The following is a 23,658-nucleotide window of genomic DNA, read 5'->3' as shown; positions in this document are numbered from 1 at the left end:
GTGAGCCCGTGACCGATATCGGCCGACGCCGGTTGTTGCAGGCAGGCGTTGCCGCCGGCCTTTCACCGCTGCTGCCCAGCATCGCCCGGGCCGCAGCGATCGCCCCTGCGGCGCAGACGCGCAGTCTGGAAGACCTGCAGCACATCGTGGTGTTCATGCAGGAGAACCGCTCGTTCGACCACTACTTCGGCACGCTGCCGGGGGTACGTGGTTTCGGCGACCGCTTCGTGGCCCCGGCGCCGGCGCTGCAGGCCGGTGGCCGCACCCGCAGTCTGTGGCTGCAGCCTGATGCCAGCGGCACGCGCGCGATCGCACCGTTCCCGCTGGATACCGCCGCGCACTTCGGCTACATGCGCGTGGAAGGCACGCCGCACACCTGGCCCGACGCGCAGCGTGCCTGGGACCACGGCCGCATGGGGCACTGGCCGAAGGCCAAGCAGAACCACTCGATGGGCTACTTCCAGCGCAGCGACCTGCCCTTCCAGTTCGCCCTGGCCGATGCCTTCACGATCTGCGACGCCTACCACTGCGCGATGCAGGCAGGCACCAACCCGAACCGGGTGTTCCTGTGGACCGGCCACAACGATGCACAGGCCCGCGCCGGCGGCCCGGTGATCGCCAATTCGCATGACAACTTCCCCGAACACGGCGGGCATCCGGCGTCGTACCGCTGGACCAGCCATGTCGAGCGCCTGCAGAAGGCCGGCGTGTCCTGGCAGATCTACCAGGACATGGCCGACAACTTCACCGACAACCCGCTGGCCGGCTTCGAGGCGTTCCGTCGGGCGTACAGCGCTGCACCCGGGCATGATCCGCAGCTGCGCGCACGCGGTGTCAGCACGCGTGTCCTGGCACAGCTGCGCCAGGACGTACTCGACGGGCGCCTGCCGCAGGTCAGCTTCATCATCGCCGACGCGGCCGGCAGCGAGCACCCCGGGCCCTCCAGCCCGGCGCAGGGCGCGGCCTATACCGCGCGCGTGCTGGATGCGCTGACTGCCGATCCGGAAGTCTGGAGCCGCACCGCGCTGTTGCTGATGTTCGACGAGAACGACGGCTTCTTCGACCACATGCCTCCGCCGGCTCCTCCTTCACCAGTGGGCACTGGCTGGGCGGGTGCGTCTTCGGTCAGTACCGAAGGCGAGTACCACCGCTATCCTGCGCCGGGTGATGAGAAGTACGACCTCGCCGAACTGCGCGGCCGCCCGTATGGACTCGGCCCGCGCGTGCCGCTGTATGTGATCTCGCCGTGGAGCCGGGGTGGCTGGGTCGATTCGCAGGTGTACGACCACACCTCGGTCATGCGGCTGATCGAACGACGCTTTGGCGTGGCCGCACCGGACATCTCGCCGTGGCGCCGCGCGGTCTGCGGTGACCTGACGGGTGCCTTCGACTTCGCCCAGCGCGATACCCGCCCGTTCGTCCGCAGCCTGCCCGATGTGAGCGCGGTGGCCGCACGTGCCGCTGCCTTGCCAGGGCGTACCGTGCCGGCGCTGCCGGAGGGGCTGAAACCAGCAAAGCAGGAAATCGGCGTACGCCCGGCGCGCGCCCTGCCCTATCGACCACAGGCATCGATCGCTGCGGTGGACGCCTCGGGTGTGGATCTGGCGCTGGCCTGCGAAGGTGCAGCGGCGGTGCTGCATGTCTACGACCGGCTGCGGCTGGATGCGGTGCCACGCCGCTACACGCTGCTGCCGGGCATACCGCTGCGCGAGCGCTGGCCGCTCGATGCGCAGGGCCGCTATGACCTGTGGCTGCTGGGCCCAAACGGCTTCCACCGCCACTTCCAGGGGGCGGCCAAGGATCCTGCCCTGCAGGCTTCAATCGATCGCGCGGATGGCCAATTGCGGCTGCACCTGCGCAACCTGGATGACAGCGCACAGCAGGTGCGTGTGCAGGCGGGCGCCTATGCCGGCCACATGCCCGAGCAGACGGTGGCCCTGCCGGCGCGCTCGGAGACCACGTTGGCGTGGGACGCAACGCCCACCGCAGGCTGGTACGACCTGCACATCGGTGCGGGCGACAGTACCCTGCGCCTGGCCGGCCGCGCCGAGGATGGGCGCCCCGGCACCAGTGACCCGGCGATGGGCAGCGAGCCATTGCGGTTCGAACACGATTGAGCAACCCGGCCGTTGTAGAGTCGCGCCATGCTCGACTGCTTTTCAATCGTGCTTCGATCATTGATCGGAAAAAGCAGTCGAGCATGGCTCGACTCTACAAGGGGGCTGGCCTGATCAGGCCTCCTGCAGCCCCGGCCGGCCGTGTTCCACCGCATAGCGCTTCCAGCTCTGCACCGCGCCATTCGGCTGCATCACGGTGTCCATCGTCTTCATGTCGCCGATCCACGCGTCGCGGGTGACATCGCACAGCACGTAGCCACGCTTGTCGGTGGTCGCCTTCAGATAGGGGCTGTGCGCAAGCTGGTTCCTGGCATACGCGTCCACACCCTGGCCATCGGCGCCGGAGGTGATCGACGTGGCGAGGAACTCGCTGGAGACCACGCCCGAGTCACGGTAGTCCTGCACCAGATCGCTGGCATAGTGCCGATGCGCGTCGCCGCAGGCGGTCACCACGTTGCCGAAGCCCACCTTCTGGATGTGGTCAAGCAGGCGCCGGCGGCTGTCCAGGTAGCCCGACCACTGGTCATCGGACGACTGCACCACGCCGTCCTTCTCGCGCATGTAGTTGCCCAGCGCCACCTGGTGGGCGATGGTGTGCCAGCGCGGTGCGGCATCGGCCAGGCCGTCGAACAGCCAGCGCTCCTGCTTCGCCCCCACGATGCTGCGCTCCGGCGATTCCACCTCCTCACGCAGCGCCATGTTCACCTGCTTGCTGCGGTATTGGCGGGTATCGAGCAGGTGCAGATCCATCAGCGTGCCGTAGCGTGCGCGCCGGTACATCTGCATGTGGCCATTGCGAGGGAATGCCGAACGGCGCAGTGGCATGTTCTCGTAGTAGGCCTGGAACGCCTGTGCGCGGCGCAGCAGGAACACTTCGGTGGGAGTATCGTCCTGGTCTTCGGCACCAGCCCAGTTGTTGTCCACCTCATGGTCATCGAAGGTGACGAACCAGGGTGCCGACGCATGCGCGGCCTGCAGGTCGGCATCGCTCTTGTACTGGGCGTAGCGGCGGCGGTAATCGTCCAGCGTGTAGGTCTGCGGCCCGACATGATTCCGCAGGTTGGTGAACGGCTGGCCGTTCATCTTCCGCAGGCCCGGCTGGCTTTCGCCTTCGTAGATGTAATCACCGTAGTGGAAGACGAAATCCAGCGGCTCCTCGGCAATACGCCGCCACGCGGTGTAGTGGCCTTCTTCGTAGTGCTGGCAACCGGCCACCGCAAAACGCACGCGATCCACCACGGCCGTGGCTGCGGGCAGCGTGCGGGTGCAACCGACCGCACTGGCGTGGCCGCCGATGGTGAAGCGGTACCAGTAGGGCCGTCCAGGCGCCAACCCGTCCAGCTCCACGTGCACAGCGTGCCCAAGCTCGGGATGCGCCATTGCCGAGCCCTGGCGTACCACCTTGCGCATGCCATCGTCTGCTGCCAGTTGCCATTCGACCACCATCGGCCGGGTCGGCATGCCGCCGCCGAACACCAGTGGCTCAGTTGCCAGCCGTGTCCACAGCACCATGCCATCGGCCGAGGGATCACCCGAGGCCACGCCCAGGGTGAAGGGTGTGCTGGCGAAGCGCGGCTTGGCCAGCAGGTTGCGCGGGTTCAGCGCGGTGGCATCGGCCTGCGCGGCCAGCGCGTGTGCGGTGCCCATCCAGGCGCCGGCGGCAGAGAGGCCGGCCAGGGCCAGGAATCGCCTGCGATTGATCGTATCCACGGCTGTGCCCTCAGTTGTAGATGATGTGGAAGTAGAAGAAGCGGCCGTAGTCGTCGATCTCGGTACGGAAGCGCCCGTTCGGGCCGGTGCTGTAGGTCGGCTGGGTGTTGAACAGGTTCTTGGCCTCGTACTTCAGCGTCACGTGCCTGCTGACCTTGTGGCTGAAGCCCATGTTGAAGGTCATGTAAGGGTCGTAGTACGAATCCAGCCACCGGGTGTCGCCGAAGTCGACCAGCATGCGGCTGCGGTAGGTGCCGGACAGGCGCAGCTGCGCGCTCTTCCACGGCATGCGCCAGATCACCGAACCGTTGAGCGACCAGTCCGGCTGGTACAGCAGCCGGTCCAGGCGGCGCTCGGTGCCATCACTGATGCGGTAGTTGGTCTGGCCTTCCAGCCGCGTGGCGTTGAAGTACATGTCGAAACGCTGGCGGCCCCACTGCAGGTTGCGGTTGGCCACCGCGAACTCGACACCGCGCAGCGTGGACTCATCGGTGTTCATCGGCTGAGTCACCCGGTAGCGGGTATCACCCACGTTCTCGAAGGTGGTCAGGGTGTAGATGTCGTCCTTGATCACCTTGTCGAACAGCGCCACCGAGACCAGGCCGTTGTTGCCGTTGAAATACAGGTCCCACGCCAGGTCGATGTTGGTGGAACGGCGCGGCTGCAGGTTGGCATTGCCCTGCTTGATGCTGCAGAAGCCCCTGCCCTCCTCGTCATCGCCGCAACTGGTGCTGGTGGCCTGGGCGATGTTGCTCGGCGTCGGCCGGCCCAGCGTTCGGCTGGCGGAGAAGCGCAGGCGCTGGTTCTCGGTGAGCTTGAAGGTTGCATTCAAGGAGGGCAGCAGATTGTTGTAGCCACCGCTCGTGTTGCGGAAGGCGGAGGTATAGGTAGTGCCGCCATCATCGCTGAACGGGCTGTAGGCATCGAAGCGGGTGTGGTCGTAACGCAGGCCGCCGATCAGCAGCAGCCGGTCCCAGGCGTAGTGCGCGGATACATAGGCATTGGTGATGTCCTCCACGTACTTGTAGTCACTGGTGACGTTGGCATTCGGATACGCCGCATTGTTGTTGCCCAGTTTTGGCAGCAGTTCCTCGTTCCACTTGCGGTTGTCGATCAGCGGAAAGCCCGGCACGCTGCCCAGCAGCGTCGAACCCGGGTACAGGTAATCGTTGAGCGTGGCACTGCTCTTGAAATAGTCGAAGTCGATGTCCTGCCAGATCTTCAGATGGCGGTACTCGGCACCGGCGGCCAGGCCGAAACCTCTCGCATCGGCATCGATGTTGTAGCTGAAGTCGGCGCGCAGGTTGTCGATGCTCTCCTTGGCATCGCGCGGGGAGACGTAGGCCTGCGCCGGATTGAGCTTGAATGCGGAACTGGTCAGCAGGCTGGAATCGGAAACGGCCACCGCGTTGGGGAAGCCGTGGCTGTCATTCTCGTAATCGACGAACAGATTGCTTGGGTAGGCGCGCACCCCCCAGTAAACCTGGTTGTTGTGGAAGGTCTCTTCGGTATGGCCACCGCGCAGGGTCAGCTGCGATCGATCACCGATATCCCAGTTGAAGCTGGCGATGGCACCGCGGTTGTTGCGGTCCCAACGGTCGTGCCGGTTCTTGATGTAGATGCTGTTGATCTGGGTGGTGCCGCTGTCTTCGGTCTGGTTGCGGATCGGAAACTTGGCGTTGCCGTACAGATCGGTCTTGTTCATCGTCGAGTTCTCGTAGAACCGGTACGAGTACAGCAGCAGCGATGCGTAGAACGGATCATCCGAGGGCTTCCACTCAAGCTTGGCGGAGCCACCGAAGTTGGTGATGAAGTTGGTATAGGTGCCGGTGCTGAAGTTGCCAGGCGCACGCAACCCGTTCCAGCCCTTGGCCTCGTCCGGACCCGTGGTACCGTCGGTGAGGTATTTGCCAGCGTCGTTGTAGTAGTAGTTCGACTCCACCCAGCGCTTGACGCTGTTGCGCGAACGCTGCTCATAGCGTGCCACTGCAACGATGCCGAACGACTGGTCGACGCCGAACTGGTTGGAGAACACCATCTTGGCGCTCTTGCCGAAGTGGCCCAGGGTCTCGTGGTTGCCGCCAGCGCTGCGCTCGACGTTGGTCTCGGCAGTGGAATAGATGCCTGCCACATCGGCAAACACGTACTTGCCGGACCGATCGAAGGCGCTGCGGCTGATGATGTCGATCACGCCGCCGATCGCATCCGGGGCCTGCTCGGCACTGAAACTCTTGTAGATGTCGGTACGGGTGCCGATGTCGCTGGGAATCAGCTGCAGGTTGTTCATGCGCTCGCCGGAGCCACTGCCTCCCACGCTGGCAATCGCGATGCCATCGATGGTGGTGTAGTTGAGGTTGGCCTGTACGCCGCGCACGGTCACGTAACGTGGCTCACCGGCATCCTCCACCGCACTCAGGCCTGGCGCGGCCATCAGGCTTTCGGCCAGGGTCTCGTCGCCGTAGCTGTCCATCTCGTCATACACCACCGAATCCTTGATCACCGGCGACGACTTCTTCTGGTCGATGACCTCATGTGCGGCAATCACCTTCACCGTGTCCAGGGTCGGCGCCACCATCGCCTCGGCCTCGCGCGGCTTCGGCGGGGCCGGCTTCGGCGCGTTGCGTACGGGTGCCGGATCGATTGCGATGACATTGCCATCCACCACGGTGTAGCCAAGGCCGGTACCGGCCAGCAGTGCATCCAGCGCCTGCTTGACGGTGGCACCGCGCGGCACCGCACCGGCCATGCGGGCATTACCGCCGGCCGAGTACAGGAACTGCACCCCGGAACTGCGCGACAACTGCTCCAGCGCACGCGCCAACGGCTGCGCCTCGATCGGCGCCGAAACGCGGGCCTCGAGACCATCGGTAGTGGCCGCAGCCGCCGACGGCACGCTGCAGGGAGACAGGGCGAGGATGATCGACAGGTAGAGCGTGTTGCGCATCACGGGTCCTTGGAAGAGAGAAGGCAGCGGGTGCCGCTGCGCGGATCGGCAGCGGCTTCTCCCAAGTAAGAGCCCGCATCCACCGAAGTGGAGAACGCGGATTCGATGAATTTTTTCTGACAGTCCACGACCACACGGGCCTCAGCGGCTGCCAACCCGCACGGTGTCGCCTTCGCGCCTCACCACGAAGCGCGGGTCGCGTTCGAGGAAGGCCTGCAGCGCACCGATGCGATGCGCATCGAGGCTGCCCGACAACCGTGCCGATGCCGCACCTTCGTCCAGCACGCGCACCTGCACCTGGTTGTGCCGGTTGAAGGCAGCGGCCACCTCGTCCAGCCGCTCATCCAGGAAGGACACTTTGCGCCGCTGCCAGTCCAGCAGCATCGACAACGGTACATCCAGCGACTCCACCGCATGGCTGCGCGCGTCGACCTGCACCACCCGGCCTTCGCCCAGTTGCGCAAGGCGCCGGGCGTCCGCGCCCTGGCTCCATACCTCCACCTCGCCGGAAACCACGCCGATGCGCGTGCCCTGCAACCGTCGGGACACATCGAACACCGTGCCGATATCGCGGATCTGCAAGCCGTTCACCTGCACCTCGAACGGCCGTCGGTCACCGGCGATATCGAACGTGGCCTCACCCTGCAGCAACTCCACCTTGCGGCTGAACCAGCCCATGCTTACGCGCAGGCGGCTGTTCGCGTTCAGCCGCACCTGGGTCTGGTCGGACAGCACCAGGTCGCGAAGTTCACCATGATCGGCGCTGTACAGCTGCCCGGTAGGCATCAGCTGCGGAACCAGGCCTACGCCGAGCAGGGTGATACAGGCTGCGGCGGCCATCACCCACCAGCGTGCACGAACGCGACGAGGCACAACACACGGCGGCGCGTGCGCGCTACCGAACAGCGGCACCACCTTGGCGGCCGCCTGCCGTGGCGGTACCAGCGCCTCTTCAGGCAACGGTGATTGCAGCGCCTCACCCACCTGCCGGTGCAACGCAAGGGCGTGCATGTAGGCGCGCACGTGCTCCGGCGAGCGCTTCATCCAGTCCAGGAACGCAACCCGCTCGGCCTCGCCCAGTGTTCCGTCGCGATTGCGCAGGAACCAGTCCATGGCCTCGCAGGCGATCGTGTCGTCGGCCACGGGCGATGAGGTCCGGTTCATGTGAGCTCCCTGGCGCCCAGCGCGTTCCTGCAGGCCTCCAGCCCCTTGCCGATGTGCTTGCGCACCATATGCACCGACACCTGCAGCTGCTGACTGATGGCCGGGCAATCCAGCCCGTCGCGGTAGTGCAGCTCCATCACCCGACGCGTGGTCGCCGGCAGTCGTGCAATGGTGCTGCGGATATCGTTCCAGCGCTGCGCACGCTCGAATTCGCCTTCGATGTCTTCTTCGCTTTTCAGCACTTCGGCCAGCAGGTCGACGTCTTCCAGCGGCGGCAGCGACGACCGCGCGCGCGCATGCTCGCGCGCCAGGTTGGCCGCCACGGTGAACAGGTAGGCTTCCGGGTTCTCGACCGCATCGGCATCTTCGCCGGTGCTGCGCAGCAGGCGCAGGTAGACCTCCTGCGCCAGGTCTTCGGCATCCTCGCTGGCCGAACCGCGACGCAGGAAGAAGCCACGCAGCAGCCGGCGCCGCAGCGCGTAGCTCTTCTCCCAGATCCTCACGCTGTTCACGGCCGGCCAACCACCCCGAGGCTGGAAAGCCCCGCAGGGTGACCGCCATCGATGACAGTGGCGTTTCAACGACCGGCAGGCAGCCGCTGGAGTGCAGCCCCTGCAATGTTCCGGCGGCCGTGGTGTACCGGAACCCGCCCAACGCCTGGCGCGCTGGCTGCCCATCGTCGCCTGGTGCCTGCTGGGCGTCGGCGTGGCGATCATCCCGGTGTTCCTGCCGGGGCTGTCCCCGGCCTGATCAGCGGCCGCACCCAGCGCATCGGCCCATGATACGGCGCGCGGCACCAACCCTTGCTTGCCAGAGACCCAAGCCCCGCCCGCCTACCGAAGCCTGGGGGGCAGGCCTACGCTTGTCTTCTCGGTGGCCGCCACGGTCGCCCTTCGCGTCACGGCCCCCGCCGTTGCGACCCCGCTCCAGTGCTGTGCGCCCTGCCGGTGTTGTCGCCCAGGCAGACGTCCGACCGGCGCCCTCTGGAGAAAGCCATGAACCAAGCCCTGATCCCCTTCGATACCGACCCGCTGGAAACGCGGGAGTGGCGTGAATCGCTGAAGGCGGTGATGCAGGCCGGCGGCCGGCCGCGCGCGCACTACCTGATCGACCAGCTGAGCGATCTGGACGCCCAGCAGCACGGCGACCTGCATACCCGTGCCTGGACCGCCTACGTCAACACCATCCCGCCCGAGCGCCAGCCGGCCTACCCGGGTGACCTGGCCATCGAGCGCCGCCTGAACGCGATGATCCGCTGGAACGCGATGGTGATGGTGCTGCGTGCCGGCAAGCATTCCAACGTCGGCGGCCACATCGCCACCTACCAGTCTGCGGCGGTGCTGTACGACGTGGGCTTCGATCACTTCTTCCGTGGCCGCACCGACACCTTCGACGGCGACATGATCTACATCCAGGGCCACTCCGCGCCGGGCATCTACGGCCGCGCATACGTGGAAGGCCGCATCGATCCGGCACGGATGGACAACTTCCGCCGAGAAGCCGGCCGCGAAGGCCTGTCCTCGTATCCACACCCGCGCCTGATGCCGGAGTTCTGGCAGTTCCCCACCGTGTCGATGGGGCTGGGTCCGCTGACCGCCGCCTACCAGGCGCGCTACATGCGTTACCTGGAATACCGCGGCCTGAAACAACACCAGGGCCGCAAGGTCTGGGCCTTCCTCGGCGACGGCGAGATGGACCAGCCCGAATCGCTGGCGGCAATTTCCCTGGCCGGCCGCGAGCGGCTGGACAACATCGTGTTCGTGGTCAACTGCAACCTGCAGCGCCTCGATGGACCGGTACGCGGCAACGCCAAGGTCATCCAGGAACTGGAAGGCACCTTCCGCGCGGCCGGCTGGAACGTGATCAAGCTGATCTGGGGCAGTGGCTGGGACGACCTGTTGGCCCGCGACCACAGCGGCCTGCTGCGCCAGCGCATGATGGAATGCGTGGATGGCGACTACCAGACCTTCAAGTCGCAGAGCGGCGCCTACGTGCGCGAACACTTCTTCGGCCGTTACCCCGAGCTGCTGGCGCTGGTCGCGCACATGAGCGACGACGACATCTGGGCGCTGGCACGTGGTGGCCACGATCCGCAGAAGGTGTACGCCGCCTACCAGCAGGCGGTGAACACCCGCGGCCGGCCGACAGTGATCCTGGCCAAGACGGTCAAGGGCTTCGGCATGGGCGAGGCCGGCGAAGGCCAGAACATCAACCACCAGCTGAAGAAAATGAGCGCCGATGCGGTGCGCGCCTTCCGCGACCGCTTCAACCTGCCGGTCAGCGACGACCAGCTGGAGGAAATGCCCTATCTGCGCCCGGAACCCGGCAGCGCCGAGGCTGCCTACTTCGCCGAACGCCGCCGCATCCAGGGTGGGCGGCTGCCGGCGCGCCTGGCCAAGGTCGATCCGCTGCCGCTGCCGCCGCTGTCGATCTTCAACACCCAGCTGCAGGGCAGCGGTGATCGCGGCCAGTCCACCACCATGGGCTTCGTGCGCATCCTCACCAGCCTGCTGAAGGACCCGGAACTGGGCAAGCTGGTGATTCCGATCGTGCCCGATGAATCGCGCACCTTCGGCATGGAAGGCCTGTTCCGCCAGATCGGCATCCACTCCTACCTGGGCCAGCTGTACACCCCGCAGGACGCCGGCCAGCTGAGCTACTACAAGGAAGCCAAGGACGGCCAGATCCTGCAGGAAGGCATCAATGAATCCGGTGCCATCTGTTCGTGGATCGCCGCCGGCACCGCCTACAGCAACCACGGCCTGGCGACGATTCCGTTCTACATCTTCTATTCGATGTTCGGCCTGCAGCGCGTCGGTGACCTGGCCTGGGCCGCTGCCGATGCGCGTACCCGCGGCTTCCTGCTCGGTGCCACGTCGGGCCGCACCACGCTGATGGGCGAAGGCCTGCAGCACGACGATGGACACAGCCACGTGCTGTCGTCGGTGATTCCGAGCTGCGTGTCCTACGATCCGACCTACAACTACGAGCTGGCGGTAATCATCCATGACGGCCTGCGCCGCATGTATGTCGACCAGGAAGACATCTACTACTACATCACCGTGCTCAACGAGAACTACCCGCAGCCAGCACTGCCCGAAGGCGCCGAAGCCGGCATCCTGAAGGGCCTCTACCTGCTGCACCCGGCAGCCGCCGATGCCGCCTCGCAGCCACGCGTGCAGCTGATGGGCAGCGGCTCGATCCTGCGCGAAGTGGAAGCTGCGGCAGAACTGCTGCAGCAGGATTTCGGCGTCGCCAGCGATGTGTGGAGCGCCACCAGCCTGACCGAACTGCGCCGCGACGGCCTGGCCGCTGAGCGCTGGAACCTGCTGCATCCGGCCGAACAGCCGCGACTGCCCTACGTGCAGCAGTGCCTGCAGGGCCACGACGGCCCGGTGGTGGTGGCCACCGACTACATGAAGATCGTCGGCGACCAGATCCGTCCCTTCATCAACGACCGCCGCTTCATCGCACTCGGTACCGATGGCTTCGGCCGTTCCGACACGCGTGAGTCGCTGCGCACGTTCTTCGAAGTGGATCGCCACTTCATCGTGCTGGCAGCCCTGAAGTCGCTGGCCGACGAAGGCCGCATCGAGCGCTCGCGGATGCAGGAGGCCATCGACAGGTACGGCATCGACACCGGCAAGCGCGACCCGGCGGCAGTGTAAGGTGCCGGCGCCATGCCCGCGGATTCCCTCCCCGTGGGCATGGCGCAGGCGGCGCCACTACGGTATCCGCTTGAACAGGTTGGTCTGCAGGATCGGCGTACCGTCGTGGCCGTAGAACGCCTTGGTCTCGGTCATCGTCGCCTGGTCATCTGCCACGGTGTAGATGCGGGTGGAGGCCGGCGTACCGTGGTCCACCAGCTGCATCACCAGGGTGTTCGGCGCCGGCAGTTTCAGGTTGGCCTTGTCCGCGCCGTAGGTGCCGGACAAGGGCCCCGGCGTACCGTCGAGCGCCAACGTGCCGTCGGATTTCATGGTCTTGCCGTCGTGCAGGACGATGTCCACGTGTGAACTCCAACGGCCCGCACCGGCGTCCTTGAACTCGAGCACCACGTGCTTCGGGCGCTGCGCTTCGGGAAGCGCAGACGTGGCGATATCCAGCGACCAGCGCCCCAGCAGCGGTGAAGGCGAAGCTTCGACTGCCAGCGCCGGAACGGCGGTTAGCGAAAGCGCAGACAACAATACAGCGGACAACAGCTTCATACGTTGCTCCGTTCCAGTGAAGAAGGCGCTGCGTGACGCGATCGGGGGCAGCGCCCGAATCGTGCGCGGCATTGGCAGCCCAGCACAAGACCAAGCGTTGAACGGGCGGCGACCGCGTTCGCTCCACCGCGCGCGTTGCCCCTGCCGCAAGGCCCGTTCCACCCTTGTCGATACAAATAGTTACGTTATAACATTTCACGTCTTTTTCACGGATCGTGCCATGCGTCGCCACCTGCTTGCTGCTGCCATTCTGTTCGCCGTCCACACCGCTCAGGCCGCGGACGAACCTACCCTCCCCACCCTCCAGGTCCAGGCCTCCCAGCCCTCGCGCATCGACAGCCGGGCCACTGTCGACAATCCACAAGCCCAGAACCGCACCCTCGGCAACCTGCTCGAACATGTCTCCGGTGTGCAAAGCAGTGCCTTCGGGCCGAACGCGGGCGCTCCTGTCATCCGCAGCCTCAGCGGCAACCGCGTGCAGATCCTGCAGGACGGCCAGTCCATCCTCGGCATGAACGCGATCAGCGGCGATATCAGCATTCCGTTCGACCCGCTGTTCGTGCGCAGCGTCACCGTCAACAAGTCCTCCGACACCGTGCGCTACGGCGGCAATGCGATCGGCGGCAGCGTGGAGATCGATCCGGGCCTGATCTCGCGCAGCATGGAAGACAAGGACCAGTCGATGGAACTGGTCCTGCGCAAGGGCTTCAATGCCGCCGACGCGCAGGGCTTCCGCATGAACTTCAACAACCAGCGCAACGTCTCGACCAACCTGCAGGTCTCGCGCCAGCGCATCTCGCACTACGACATTCCCGGCAACAGCAAGGCCAGTGTCTGCAATACGCGCCTGTTCCCGCCGACCGGTGGCGTGAACTCTGCGCTGGCCGACAGCTGCCAGAAGGAAGCGCGCGTCCAGCAGATCTACAACAAGGCCTCGCAGCCCTACATCGACCAGTTCATGACCGAGAACCCGGACTGGGCCGATGGCGATTTCTCCTTCTACACCAACAACCCGACTTCGGTCTGGCAGCGCCGTACCTATATCAATCCGGTCAATCCGGCCTATGTCGCCGGCACGCCGTCATACGTACAGAAGCAGATCAACAATGACGTGACGCCCGATTACCATCACCGGTTGGGCAACAGCTACGCGAGAAATTCGCAGGTGGCGCTCGGGTCGACCCTGTTCTTCGACCGTGGCTACGTCGGCGTCAGCATCGATGCCAAGGACAGCGAATACGGCGTGCCGGGGTTCTCGATGCAGAACCTGTCGTTCGGTTCCAGCTACGCCAACGCGTTGCCGGTGGGCGTGGTGATCAAGCAGGAACGCTACGCACTGGAAGCCCTGTTGCGCGATCCGCTGCCGTGGTTCGAGCGCGCCGAACTGCGTGTTTCGAAGCTGGACAACACCTCGGGCGAACGGCTGGGCGCCACCCGGGCCAACGACTACGATTTCGAGAGCACCCAGGCCGAGCTGCTGCTCAGCCATCAGCGCGTCGGTCCGCTCAGCGGCCTGCTCGGTTTCAGCCACCAGTCGCGTGCTGTCACCGGCAGCGGCTCGCTGCGCTACCTGCCTGACGTCGACACCCGCAGCAACGCGGTGTTCCTGAAGGAGACGCTGGACGTCGGCTGGGCCAGCTTCGACGCTGGCGTGCGCCACGAGCGCGTTGACCATGACCTGCAACCAAGCCGCTTCAAGACCGCGCGCAATGCCGCCAACACGAAACTGCAGGACCGCGACTACCGGCTCAACAGCTACAGCCTGGGTTCGTATGTCGAGCTGGGTCCGTTGTTCGCCGCCAAGGTGCGCTACTCGTCCTCGCAGCGCGCACCGGAGATCAACGAGCTGTATGCGAGCAATGCTCACTATTCGGTGATGACCCAGGAAGAAGGCAACCAGAACCTCGAGCCGGAACGCGCGAAGAACCTGGAACTGACCGGCCTGTTCCACCTCGGTGGTTTCGAACTGTCGGCCACCGCGTACCGGATGAAGTACGAGAACTATCTGTACCTGGGTTACTCGGGCGTGCAGACCGCCAACCGCCTGCCGCTGAAGTACTGGAAGCAGACCGACACCACGGTGAAGGGCTTCGAGATCGATGCCTCGCAGGCATTGGACCTGGGCCGCTACGGCACGTTGAACGTGTCCGCCTTCGCCGACCTGGTGAAGAACAAGGCCGACCGCCCCGATTCGCTGCGTGCCCACAATGACGGCGAGTACCTGCCGAACATGCCGACCAACCGCTACGGCGCCACCCTGCAGTGGCAGCGCGAGGGCTGGAAGGCGCGGCTGTCCAGCACCTACTACGACACGCAGAAGTACCTCGGCCGCAACGTGAGCGAGGAAGTGCCGCTGGATGCATTCAACCTGGTCGACCTGCAGGTCAGCCGTGAGCTGCCGGTACGCAACAGCTACATCGCCGGCATGGAGGTGTTCGTCAACGGCAGCAACCTGCTCAATCAAGAAGCACGGCCGCACAACTCGCCGCTGAAGTACATCGCGCCGCTGCCCGGGCGCGGTTTCCAGGTGGGCGTGACGGTGAAGCTCTGAGGATCGAACGCATCGGTACGCGCCTGCGGGCAAATGGCCTGCAGGCGTTCTCCCCCGCCCCCCCTGCGTGGTTGCGCCACACGCACCGGTTGATTCACCATCGGCAAAAGAGGAGAGCGTGATGAACTGGAAGCATGCGGTTTCACTGGCGCTGTTGTTGTCCGTTTCATCAGCCGCAAGTGCTGCGTCTGCGATCACCTACGACAAGGATGGCCGCTACGGCTATTCGATGAACCAGTCTTCCCTCACCACTGCGATGCAGCAGTCGCTGCACTACTGCGGAGCGCGATCGCGCAATTGCGGTCAGTCCGCCAGCACCACCAGCGAAGGCTATTCGGCCATAGCGACCGGCACGATTGCGTTGGGCTTTGCACTGGGCGAGAAGACTGCGGACGCCGCGCAGCGGAAGGCCGAAAGAATGTGCAGGCAACGTGCCAATGACTGCACGCTCGCGTTGCTGTGGCGGGAAATTCCACCTCGCCACATTGAACCGCCACAGCTGCCGGGTACACCCGCTCCGGCACCGGCGATGACACCCACGCCCATGCCAACGCCTGCCTCCCGCACCGATCAGCCAGGATAGTCAGCTCCACGCTGCGAGTGTCGGATAAAGAAAAACGCCTGCAGATCGAGGATCTGCAGGCGCTTCTTTGTATCTGGCGGAGTGAGAGGGATTCGAACCCTCGATAGAGCTTTTGACCCTATACTCCCTTAGCAGGGGAGCCCCTTCGGCCACTCGGGCATCACTCCGGGGTTTTCTCCGCGTCTGGTGCGTTGCACCTCAGCGGGGCGTGAATCATAACGTTAATCGAGTGCGAAGGTAAAGCGTTATTCGGCAGAATTTTCGCTACCGGTGCCACCGGCTTCGTCACCGCGCTGGATGCGCTGATAGATCTCTTCGCGGTGCACAGCGACGTCCTTCGGCGCGGTGATGCCGATACGCACCTGGTTACCCTTGACGCCAAGCACGGTGACGCTCACCGAGTCTCCGATCATCAGGGTTTCGCCGACGCGGCGAGTCAGGATCAACATTTTTGTAAGTCTCCATGGAACCGTGTGGAAGGGTATCCCCCACCGGCTTGACGCTCCGTCAAGAAGCGCTACCACGACAAAGGGAAAAGATTCGCAATGGTACCGTCAGCCGTCCCGCTCCTACAAGGAGGGGGACGGCCAGGTTCATCACAGGCGGGGGCTGACCCATTCGACGACTGCAGCCAGCGCAGTGGCAAGGGCGGGCCCGTCCTCGCCACCACCCTGGGCGAGGTCCGGGCGTCCGCCGCCCTTGCCCCCGATCTGACTGGCGATATGGGACAACAGTTCCCCAGCCTTGACCTTGCCCATTGCGCTGCCGTTCACACCCGCGACCAGGGCGGCCTTGCCGTCCTGGGCGCCGGCCAGCACGATCACAGCGTCGCCCAGCTGCTGCTTGAGGCGGTCCATGGCGTCACGCAGGGCCTTGGCATCGAAGCCCTCCAGGCGGGCAGCCAGTACTTTCACGCCAGCAACCTCGACGGCCTGGCCGGACAGGTCGGCCGTGGCACCCGCGGCAACCTTGGCCTTCACGGCTTCCAGTTCGCGCTCCAGCTGCTTCTGGCGCTGGCCGAGGGCACGGATCTTCTCGACCACGTCGGCGGCGCTGCCGCCGAGCAGTTCAGCGGCCTCGACCAGGCGAGCCTCTTCGGCGTCCACGTAGTCCAGGGCGCCCTGGCCGGTAACGGCCTCGATGCGGCGCACGCCTGCGGAGACACCGCCCTCGGAGGTGATCTTGAACAGGCCGATGTCGCCGGTACGGTTGACGTGGGTGCCACCGCACAGCTCGGTGGAGTAGTCACCCATCTTCAGCACGCGCACATGCTCGCCGTACTTTTCGCCGAACAGGGCCATCGCGCCGAAGTCCAGAGCTTCCTGCATGCCCATGTTGTGCACTTCGGCGGCGTTGTTGGCGCGCACCTGCTGATTGACCTTGCGCTCGATCACGGCCAGTTCTTCCGCGCTGATCGGCTGGAAGTGCGAGAAGTCGAAACGCAGGCGGTCCGGAGCGACCAGCGAGCCCTTCTGCTGCACGTGGGTGCCGAGCACTTCGCGCAGGGCGGCGTGCAACAGGTGGGTGGCCGAGTGGTTGAGGATGGTGGCGCCACGGCGCTCGCCATCGACCTGGCCAGACAGCACATCACCGACCTTCAGGCCGCCTTCGGACAGGATACCGACATGGCCGTGGAACTGGCCGGCAAACTTCTGGGTGTCTTCCACCGCCAGGCGCACGCCGCTGCCGGTCAGCACGCCGGTGTCGCCGACCTGGCCGCCGGACTCGGCGTAGAACGGAGTCTGGTTGGTGATGACGATGACTGCGTCACCGGCTTCGACCGACTGCACCGGACGACCGTCCTTGAGCAGGGCCAGCACGGTCAGGCCGTCGGCCTGCAGGCGGTCGTAACCGAGGAACCGGGTCGGGCTCAGGGTCGCCACCAGCTCGGCCGGCAGGGTCACGCCACCACCGAACTTGCCGGCCGCACGCGCGGTCTCGCGCTGCTGCTCCATCGCGGCATCGAAGCCGGCAATGTCAACGGTCAGGTCGCGCTCGCGGGCGATGTCCTGGGTCAGGTCGAGCGGGAAGCCATAGGTGTCGTACAGGCGGAACGCGTCAACGCCCGGGATCACGCCGTTGCTGGCCTTCCCGGCCACGTCCTCGAAGATCTTCATGCCGGCATCGAGGGTCTCGGCGAAACGCTCTTCCTCGGCCTGCAGCGCACGGGTGACGGTGTCCACCGCAGCCGGCAGTTCCGGATAGGCCTCGCCCATCTGCTCGACCAGGGTCGGCACCAGCTTGCTGAAGAACGGCTGGCGCACGCCCAGCATCCAGCCATGGCGCAGGGCGCGACGAATGATACGGCGCAGCACGTAGCCGCGGCCTTCGTTGGACGGCAGCACGCCGTCGACGATCAGGAACGAGCAGGCACGGATGTGGTCGGCGATCACGCGCAGCGACTTGTTTTCCAGATCGGCGGTGCCGGTCAGTTCGCTGGCCTTGCGGATCAGGGCCTGGAACAGGTCGATCTCGTAGTTGGTGTGCACGTGCTGCAGGATCGCCGCCAGGCGCTCCAGGCCCATGCCGGTATCCACGCACGGTGCCGGCAGCGGCACCAGGGTGCCATCCGGCTGGCGGTCGAACTGCATGAACACCAGGTTCCAGATTTCGATGAAGCGGTCGCCGTCTTCATCCGGGGAGCCCGGGGGGCCGCCGGCGATATGGTCACCGTGGTCGTAGAAGATCTCGGTGCATGGGCCGCACGGGCCGGTGTCGGCCATCTGCCAGAAATTGTCCGAGGCGAACGGTGCGCCCTTGTTGTCGCCGATGCGCACGATGCGCTCTTCCGGGATGCCTACCATGTCGCGCCACAGCGCGTAGGCTTCGTCATCGGTCTGGTAGACGGTGACCAGCAGGCGCTCGGCCGGCAGCTTCCAGACCTGGGTCAGCAGTTCCCAGGCCCAGGTGATCGCGTCCTTCTTGAAGTAGTCGCCGAACGACCAGTTGCCCAGCATTTCGAAGAAAGTGTGGTGGCGCGCGGTGTAGCCGACCTGGTCGAGGTCGTTGTGCTTGCCGCCCGCGCGCAGGCAGCGCTGGACGTCGGCCGCGCGCACGTAGCTGCGCTTTTCCGCGCCAAGGAACACGTCCTTGAACTGCACCATGCCGGAGTTGGTGAACAGCAGGGTCGGATCATTGCCCGGCACCAGCGGCGCCGACGGCACGATGGTGTGGCCTTTACCCTTGAAGAACTCAAGGAAGTCGCTGCGGATCTGGGAAGTCGTGAATTTGGCGGATGCGTTCATTGGGGGCTGGCAGTCTGCGGGCCGGCGGACCCGGACCACCGGCCGCGCTGGCCAGGGTCGCGAGGGACCGCCGAAAACCTAAAGGGTATCAGGCCCGGCGCCGCCAGTCTCAGTCATCCGGGTCGTAGCGGGTCGCGCGGCGGATGCTGTCGCCGTCGAAGCCCCGTCGGGCCAGCAGATCGGCGGCCTTGCGCCGCTGTGTCAGGTCCTGCGGGCCGGCCTCGCCAAAGCGTCGGCGGACCAGATCACGGGCGTTTTCCTGCCAGTCGCCTTCGTAGCTGTCCATCGCTGCGGCAATCGCGGCACTGTCCAGGCCGTGGGTCCCCAGCTCGGCGCGGACATGGATCGGCCCATAACCGGTGTTGGCGCGCATCCGCACCAGGTTCTCGGCAAAACGGGTGTCGTCCTGCCAGCCGGCCTCGGTCAGCTTGGCGACAGCGGCCTGCGCGGCTTCATCTTCGATGCCACGGGCGGTCAGCTTGCGGGTGAGTTCCTTGCGCGAGTGCTCGCGGCGGACCAGCAGGCCCAGCGCCCGTTGCACGGGGGTCTGCTCACGCGGCCGGCGCTTGCGGCCGGCCGGAATGTCTTCGGCGTCGGACATGGGTACTCCAAGGGTGGCGCCATCCGTGGCGCCCAGCCCATCCCTGGGCGATTCGAACCTGCGGGACAGGGCGACGTCACTGACGGCGCCGCCCTGCCCCACAGCAAGCCTTACTCGTCGTCGCCTTCGTCGTCGCCTTCCTCACGGGTGGCTTCGGTCGGCTGGAACTTCTCGCGCAGCTCGGCTTCGAGCTTCGCGGCAACCGTCGGGTTGTCGCGCAGGTAACCGCGGGCGTTGTCCTTGCCCTGGCCGATGCGCTCCTCACCGTAGCTGTACCAGGCGCCGGCCTTCTCGACCAGCTTGGCATCCACACCCATGTCGATCAGCTCGCCCTCGCGGCTGATGCCTTCGCCGTACAGGATCTCGGTGATGACCTGCTTGAACGGAGGCGCCAGCTTGTTCTTGACGACCTTGATCTTGGTCTGGTTGCCGATGATCTCGTCGCCCTTCTTGATCGCGCCGATACGGCGGATGTCCAGGCGCACCGAGGCGTAGAACTTCAGCGCGTTACCGCCGGTGGTGGTTTCCGGGCTCTGGCCCGGCATCATCACACCGATCTTCATGCGCAGCTGGTTGATGAAGACCACCAGGGTATTGGAACGCTTGATGTTACCGGTCAGCTTGCGCAGCGCCTGGCTCATCAGGCGGGCCTGCAGGCCCGGCAGCTGATCGCCCATCTCGCCTTCGATTTCAGCCTTTGGGGTCAGCGCGGCGACCGAGTCGATCACCAGGATATCGACCGAACCCGAACGGACCAGCATGTCGGCGATTTCCAGCGCCTGCTCACCGGTATCCGGCTGCGACAGCAGCAGGTCGTCCACGTTCACGCCCAGCTTGGCGGCGTAGATCGGGTCCAGCGCGTGCTCGGCATCGATGAAGGCCGCAGTGCCGCCCATCTTCTGGCATTCGGCGATGGCCTGCAGGGTCAGCGTGGTCTTGCCCGAGGATTCCGGCCCGTAGATTTCAACGACACGGCCCTTCGGCAGACCACCAATGCCCAGTGCGATGTCGAGCATCAGCGAACCGGTCGGGATAGCCTCGACGGGCTCAACCACGCGGTCGCCCATGCGCATCACCGAGCCCTTGCCGAACTGCTTTTCGATCTGGCCCAGAGCTGCAGCGAGGGCGCGCTTCTTGTTCTCGTCCATCGGATTGGTCCTTGCAGAGGTCGTGTCGTTGGAAGTGCTGTCTTTGGGGGTCTTCTTTGCCATGGGCTCACTTTAAGTCGGATGTATCGCACAGGCTGAGATTCTGCCCGGCGCTCTGAAAAGAATTATCGGACATCCGTACCAACCTCAGTGGAACCAGAGAATCGCCACAAAAGACCGCGGGGTAATGCGCTATGGAACGGGTCAACGATTGGGTCGCAGCAGGCCGCAATAGAGGCCTTCGATCGCGAAATCCTGATCCGGCAGCACTTCGATCGGCTTGTAGTCGGGATTACGCGGCAGCAGGCGGATACGATCCTTGGCGATCTTCAGCAGCTTGACGGTGATCTCGTCATCGATGCGCGCCACCACGATCTGGCCGGAATGGGCGTCGCGGGTGCGATGGACGCCGATCAGGTCACCGTCGAAGATGCCCTCATCGATCATCGAATCGCCCTGCACCTTCAGCAGGTAGTCCGGCGCCGGCGAGAAGAACACCCGGTCCAGCACCACGAAATCGTCCGAGCCGATGTCGGCGCCGATCGGCAGGCCGGCCGCAACCCGGCCGAGAACCGGCAGGCGCAACACGCTGTCCGGCAGGCCCGGCTCGGCCAGCTTTTCGACGGGCGGCGCCTGCACCAGGCGGATACCGCGGGCCTGGCCAGGGATGCGACGGATCGCACCGGCCTGCTCCAGGGCTTCCAGGTGGTACTGGGCCGCGCGCACGCCCTTGAAGCCGAACGCACGTGCGATTTCAGTCTGCGACGGCGGTGCGCCTTCGCTCTCGATACGCTCGGCGATCAACTGCAGGATCGCCTGCTGGGTGTCGGTCAGGTCCATGGTTAGTAGTATTACTACTAACTGACGAGACTGCAAGTGCCGGGGACGACAGGGGTGATGCGGGCCCTGTTGGGCCGAGGCATGCTCGGCAAGCGCACTAACGCCCGGCCGGTCAGCAAAGCAAAAGCAAATGCAAATGCAACCGCAGCCGCAGCCGCAGCCGACCAACAGTCGGCTCTACAGGAATCGCTGCGCGATTCCGCGGTAAACGCATTCACGTGTGTTTGCCACTTCTCCATATCGAGAACAGGATCCACACGCCGCAGAAGCCGGCGCCGATGAAGCCGCAGACGCCCAGCGCCAGCAGCCAGCGGCTGGAGACGCCGCCGACGCTGTGCATCACGATCGAGGAACCGATGATCAGCGCAGCAGTGACGATGCCCATCACCAACCGGTTCGCTGCGCGGTTCACCTGTTCGCCAAAGCCCTGCAGCGCCGTGGTTTCCACCTTCAACTGCAGGCGTCCCCGGCGCGCCGCCTGCACCAGCTTGCGCAGGTCGCGGGGAAGCTCACCGGCGAAGTCGACCAGGCCCAGCAGGCTGCGGCGGCCGCGCTTGAGCAGCGCCTTGGGCGCATAGCGCTGCAGCACCACCCGCTCCAGGAACGGGCGCGCGGCACTGGCCATGTCGAAATCCGGGTCCAGCTGCCGGCCCATGCCTTCCAGGGTCAGGAACGCCTTGATCATCAGCGCCAGGTCAGCCGGCAGGGTCAGGCTGTAGCTGCGCAGCAGCTGGGTGATGTCGCCCAGCATCAGGCCGATGCGCAGGTCTTTCAGCGGCACGCCACGGTACTGGTCGACGAACTGGCTGATGTCGTGCTGCAGCCGGTTCTCGTCCACTTCCACGCCACCCGCCCAGTCCAGCAGCACGTCGGCCACGCCCTGCGGATCCTGCTCGACCAGCCCGTGCAGCAGCTGCGCCACCTGGAAACGCCGGACTTCCGACAAGGCGCCGACCATGCCGAAATCAATCACGCCGATGCGGCCATCACGTAGATAGATGATGTTGCCCGGGTGCGGATCGGCGTGGAAGCTGCCGTCCTCCAGCACCATCTTCAGCACGATGTCCGCACCGCGCCGCGCCAATTCGCGCCGGTCCAGCCCTGCCGCGTCGACGCCAGCCAGGTCACGCCCGGGAATGCCGTCGACGAAGTCCTGCACGTTCAGGCTTTCGCAGGTCCACTGCCAGTGCACCTTCGGAATCAGTATGTCGTCACGGCCGCTGAAGTTGCGCGCGATGCGCTCGGCATTGCGGCATTCGGCAGCGAAATCCAGCTCGCGGCGCAGCGACACGGTGAACTGCTGCACGACTTCGGCCGGGCGGTAACGACGCAGGTCCGGCAGTCGCGCTTCAACGATCTCGGCCAGGCGGGCCAGCAGACGCAGGTCGGACTCGACCACATCGCGGATGCCGGGGCGCCGCACCTTCAGCACCACCTCGCGACCATCATGCAGGCGCGCGCGATGGGCCTGCGCCAGCGAGGCGGCAGCCATCGGGGTTTCATCGAGGAACGCGAACACCTCTGCAGGCGATGCGCCAAGGTCGGCCTCAAGCTGCTCGCGGATATCCGCATACGGCAGCGCCGGCACCGCGTTCTGAAGTTCAGAAAGCTCGGCGATCCATTCCGGCGGCAACAGGTCGACACGCGTTGCCAGCACCTGCCCAAGCTTGACGAAGGTCGGGCCAAGATCCTGCATCGCGCTGCGCACACGCACCGGCGCGGTCATCCGCAGCAGTTCCTGCCGCTCCTCGTTCCAGTGCAGCAGGCGCCCTGCCCGCTCCAGCGTGCTGGCCAGGCCGATGCGCCGCACCACGTCACCGAAGCCGTAGCGGATCAGGACGACGGCAATTTCCTGCAGTCGGCCCAGGTCACGGACCGTGCCCAGCGTTTCCCACATCATGCGTGCTCCGGACGATTACCGGAGCAGCATGTCACAGCTGGGCGTCGATACCGCGCAATGCCGCTGCCACGGTTTGCCGGCGGATGGCTTCGCGGTCGCCATCGAACTGGAACAGCTCGGCGCGGGCGTAGCCGCCGCGCCGCTTCCAGCCGATCCAGACACTGCCGACCGGCTTGTCCGGGCTGCCACCGCCAGGACCGGCGATGCCGGTCACCGCCACGGCGATGCCGGCACCGGAATTGACCAGTGCGCCGGACACCATCTCCAGCACGGTTTCGCGGCTGACCGCACCGAACTGCTCCAGGGTCTGCGCGCGCACACCCAGCAGGCGCTGCTTGGCCTCGTAGCTGTACACCACCATGCCGCAGTCGAAGAACGCCGAGGAACCGGCGATATCGGTCATGCACTTGGCGATCCAGCCACCACTGCAGCTTTCAGCGGTCACCAGCTGCAGCGAGGCCTGCTGCAGGCGCTGCCCGAGCGCGGCGGACTGGGCATTGAGTTCAGCGTCGGTGGGAATGGACATCGGCATGACGGTGGGGTGAAGAACCTGCACGTTGTACCGCAGATGACAGGCGGATGTCGCGCCCCTCCGGCGCGGCTGCGTTGCCGGCCAGCGGCCGGCACTACCCGGTATCGGCCGCTAC

Annotated in this window: 17 protein-coding genes and 1 tRNA gene; 5 read left to right on the top strand and 13 right to left on the bottom strand. The window is 65.5% G+C overall.

Annotation, left to right across the window (positions count from 1 at the left end):
• The first annotated feature begins 8 nt into the window (after nt 1-8).
• Nucleotides 9-2,117, top strand: coding sequence for a phosphocholine-specific phospholipase C (locus tag R1H25_RS14420; RefSeq protein WP_317223916.1), 2,109 nt, complete (start codon nt 9-11; stop codon nt 2,115-2,117).
• 114 nt (nt 2,118-2,231) lie between these two features.
• Here the strand turns inward: R1H25_RS14420 and R1H25_RS14415 are convergent, their stop codons facing one another.
• The 4 genes from R1H25_RS14415 to R1H25_RS14400 all read right to left on the bottom strand — a co-directional run bounded on the left by R1H25_RS14415 (nt 2,232) and on the right by R1H25_RS14400 (nt 8,447).
• Complete coding sequence (locus R1H25_RS14415; RefSeq protein WP_317223915.1) at nt 2,232-3,827, bottom strand: alkaline phosphatase D family protein; 1,596 nt, start codon at nt 3,825-3,827, stop codon at nt 2,232-2,234.
• A gap of 10 nt (nt 3,828-3,837) precedes the next feature.
• The gene (locus tag R1H25_RS14410) at nt 3,838-6,771 is read right to left on the bottom strand and encodes a TonB-dependent receptor (RefSeq protein WP_317223914.1); all 2,934 of its coding nucleotides are present in this window, start codon (nt 6,769-6,771) and stop codon (nt 3,838-3,840) included.
• Between the two features lie 141 nt (nt 6,772-6,912).
• Nucleotides 6,913-7,935: a FecR domain-containing protein gene (locus R1H25_RS14405; protein ID WP_317223913.1), complete on the bottom strand. Its 1,023-nt coding sequence runs from the start codon at nt 7,933-7,935 to the stop codon at nt 6,913-6,915.
• The gene (locus tag R1H25_RS14400; protein ID WP_317223912.1) at nt 7,932-8,447 is read right to left on the bottom strand and encodes a sigma-70 family RNA polymerase sigma factor; all 516 of its coding nucleotides are present in this window, start codon (nt 8,445-8,447) and stop codon (nt 7,932-7,934) included. Before R1H25_RS14400 ends, R1H25_RS14405 begins: the two co-directional genes overlap by 4 nt.
• Nucleotides 8,448-8,538: 91 nt before the next feature.
• Here R1H25_RS14400 and R1H25_RS14395 point away from each other — a divergent pair, with 91 nt between their 5' ends.
• Both R1H25_RS14395 and aceE read left to right on the top strand, forming a co-directional pair.
• Complete coding sequence (locus tag R1H25_RS14395; RefSeq protein WP_317223911.1) at nt 8,539-8,685, top strand: hypothetical protein; 147 nt, start codon at nt 8,539-8,541, stop codon at nt 8,683-8,685.
• 245 nt (nt 8,686-8,930) lie between these two features.
• Entirely contained in the window at nt 8,931-11,603 is a 2,673-nt protein-coding gene (gene aceE / locus R1H25_RS14390; RefSeq protein WP_317223910.1) for a pyruvate dehydrogenase (acetyl-transferring), homodimeric type, read from the top strand.
• A 57-nt stretch (nt 11,604-11,660) separates the two neighbouring features.
• On the opposite strand, the gene R1H25_RS14385 is transcribed toward aceE, so the two are convergent.
• Complete coding sequence (locus tag R1H25_RS14385; protein ID WP_317223909.1) at nt 11,661-12,143, bottom strand: LuxR family transcriptional regulator; 483 nt, start codon at nt 12,141-12,143, stop codon at nt 11,661-11,663.
• Nucleotides 12,144-12,363: 220 nt separating this feature from the next.
• Here R1H25_RS14385 and R1H25_RS14380 point away from each other — a divergent pair, with 220 nt between their 5' ends.
• Nucleotides 12,364-14,694, top strand: coding sequence for a TonB-dependent receptor domain-containing protein (locus R1H25_RS14380; RefSeq protein WP_317223908.1), 2,331 nt, complete (start codon nt 12,364-12,366; stop codon nt 14,692-14,694).
• Between the two features lie 121 nt (nt 14,695-14,815).
• The gene (locus R1H25_RS14375; RefSeq protein WP_317223907.1) at nt 14,816-15,277 is read left to right on the top strand and encodes a DUF4189 domain-containing protein; all 462 of its coding nucleotides are present in this window, start codon (nt 14,816-14,818) and stop codon (nt 15,275-15,277) included.
• A gap of 74 nt (nt 15,278-15,351) precedes the next feature.
• Here the strand turns inward: R1H25_RS14375 and R1H25_RS14370 are convergent.
• From R1H25_RS14370 to R1H25_RS14335, 8 genes are all read right to left on the bottom strand, one after another.
• Nucleotides 15,352-15,444 (bottom strand) — tRNA-Ser (locus R1H25_RS14370).
• Nucleotides 15,445-15,522: 78 nt separating this feature from the next.
• A complete protein-coding gene (csrA, locus tag R1H25_RS14365; RefSeq protein WP_004152909.1) occupies nt 15,523-15,726 on the bottom strand; it encodes a carbon storage regulator CsrA in 204 nt (67 codons plus the stop codon).
• Nucleotides 15,727-15,873: 147 nt separating this feature from the next.
• Nucleotides 15,874-18,522 carry an alanine--tRNA ligase gene (gene alaS / locus R1H25_RS14360; protein WP_317223906.1) on the bottom strand — a complete coding sequence of 883 codons (2,649 nt, stop codon included), beginning with the start codon at nt 18,520-18,522 and terminating at the stop codon, nt 15,874-15,876.
• A gap of 109 nt (nt 18,523-18,631) precedes the next feature.
• The gene (gene recX, locus R1H25_RS14355) at nt 18,632-19,123 is read right to left on the bottom strand and encodes a recombination regulator RecX (RefSeq protein WP_317223905.1); all 492 of its coding nucleotides are present in this window, start codon (nt 19,121-19,123) and stop codon (nt 18,632-18,634) included.
• Between the two features lie 110 nt (nt 19,124-19,233).
• Nucleotides 19,234-20,271 carry a recombinase RecA gene (recA, locus tag R1H25_RS14350; protein ID WP_049449560.1) on the bottom strand — a complete coding sequence of 346 codons (1,038 nt, stop codon included), beginning with the start codon at nt 20,269-20,271 and terminating at the stop codon, nt 19,234-19,236.
• Between the two features lie 204 nt (nt 20,272-20,475).
• Nucleotides 20,476-21,111, bottom strand: coding sequence for a transcriptional repressor LexA (gene lexA / locus R1H25_RS14345; protein WP_005412936.1), 636 nt, complete (start codon nt 21,109-21,111; stop codon nt 20,476-20,478).
• Nucleotides 21,112-21,325: 214 nt separating this feature from the next.
• Complete coding sequence (gene ubiB / locus R1H25_RS14340) at nt 21,326-23,008, bottom strand: 2-polyprenylphenol 6-hydroxylase (protein WP_317223921.1); 1,683 nt, start codon at nt 23,006-23,008, stop codon at nt 21,326-21,328.
• A 34-nt stretch (nt 23,009-23,042) separates the two neighbouring features.
• Complete coding sequence (locus R1H25_RS14335) at nt 23,043-23,537, bottom strand: CinA family protein (RefSeq protein WP_010484249.1); 495 nt, start codon at nt 23,535-23,537, stop codon at nt 23,043-23,045.
• Between the last annotated feature and the right edge of the window lie 121 nt (nt 23,538-23,658).

This window comes from Stenotrophomonas veracruzanensis (genome assembly GCF_032911525.1).
Classification (GTDB): domain Bacteria; phylum Pseudomonadota; class Gammaproteobacteria; order Xanthomonadales; family Xanthomonadaceae; genus Stenotrophomonas; species Stenotrophomonas africana.
This window is presented reverse-complemented; position numbering and strand designations above follow the sequence as displayed.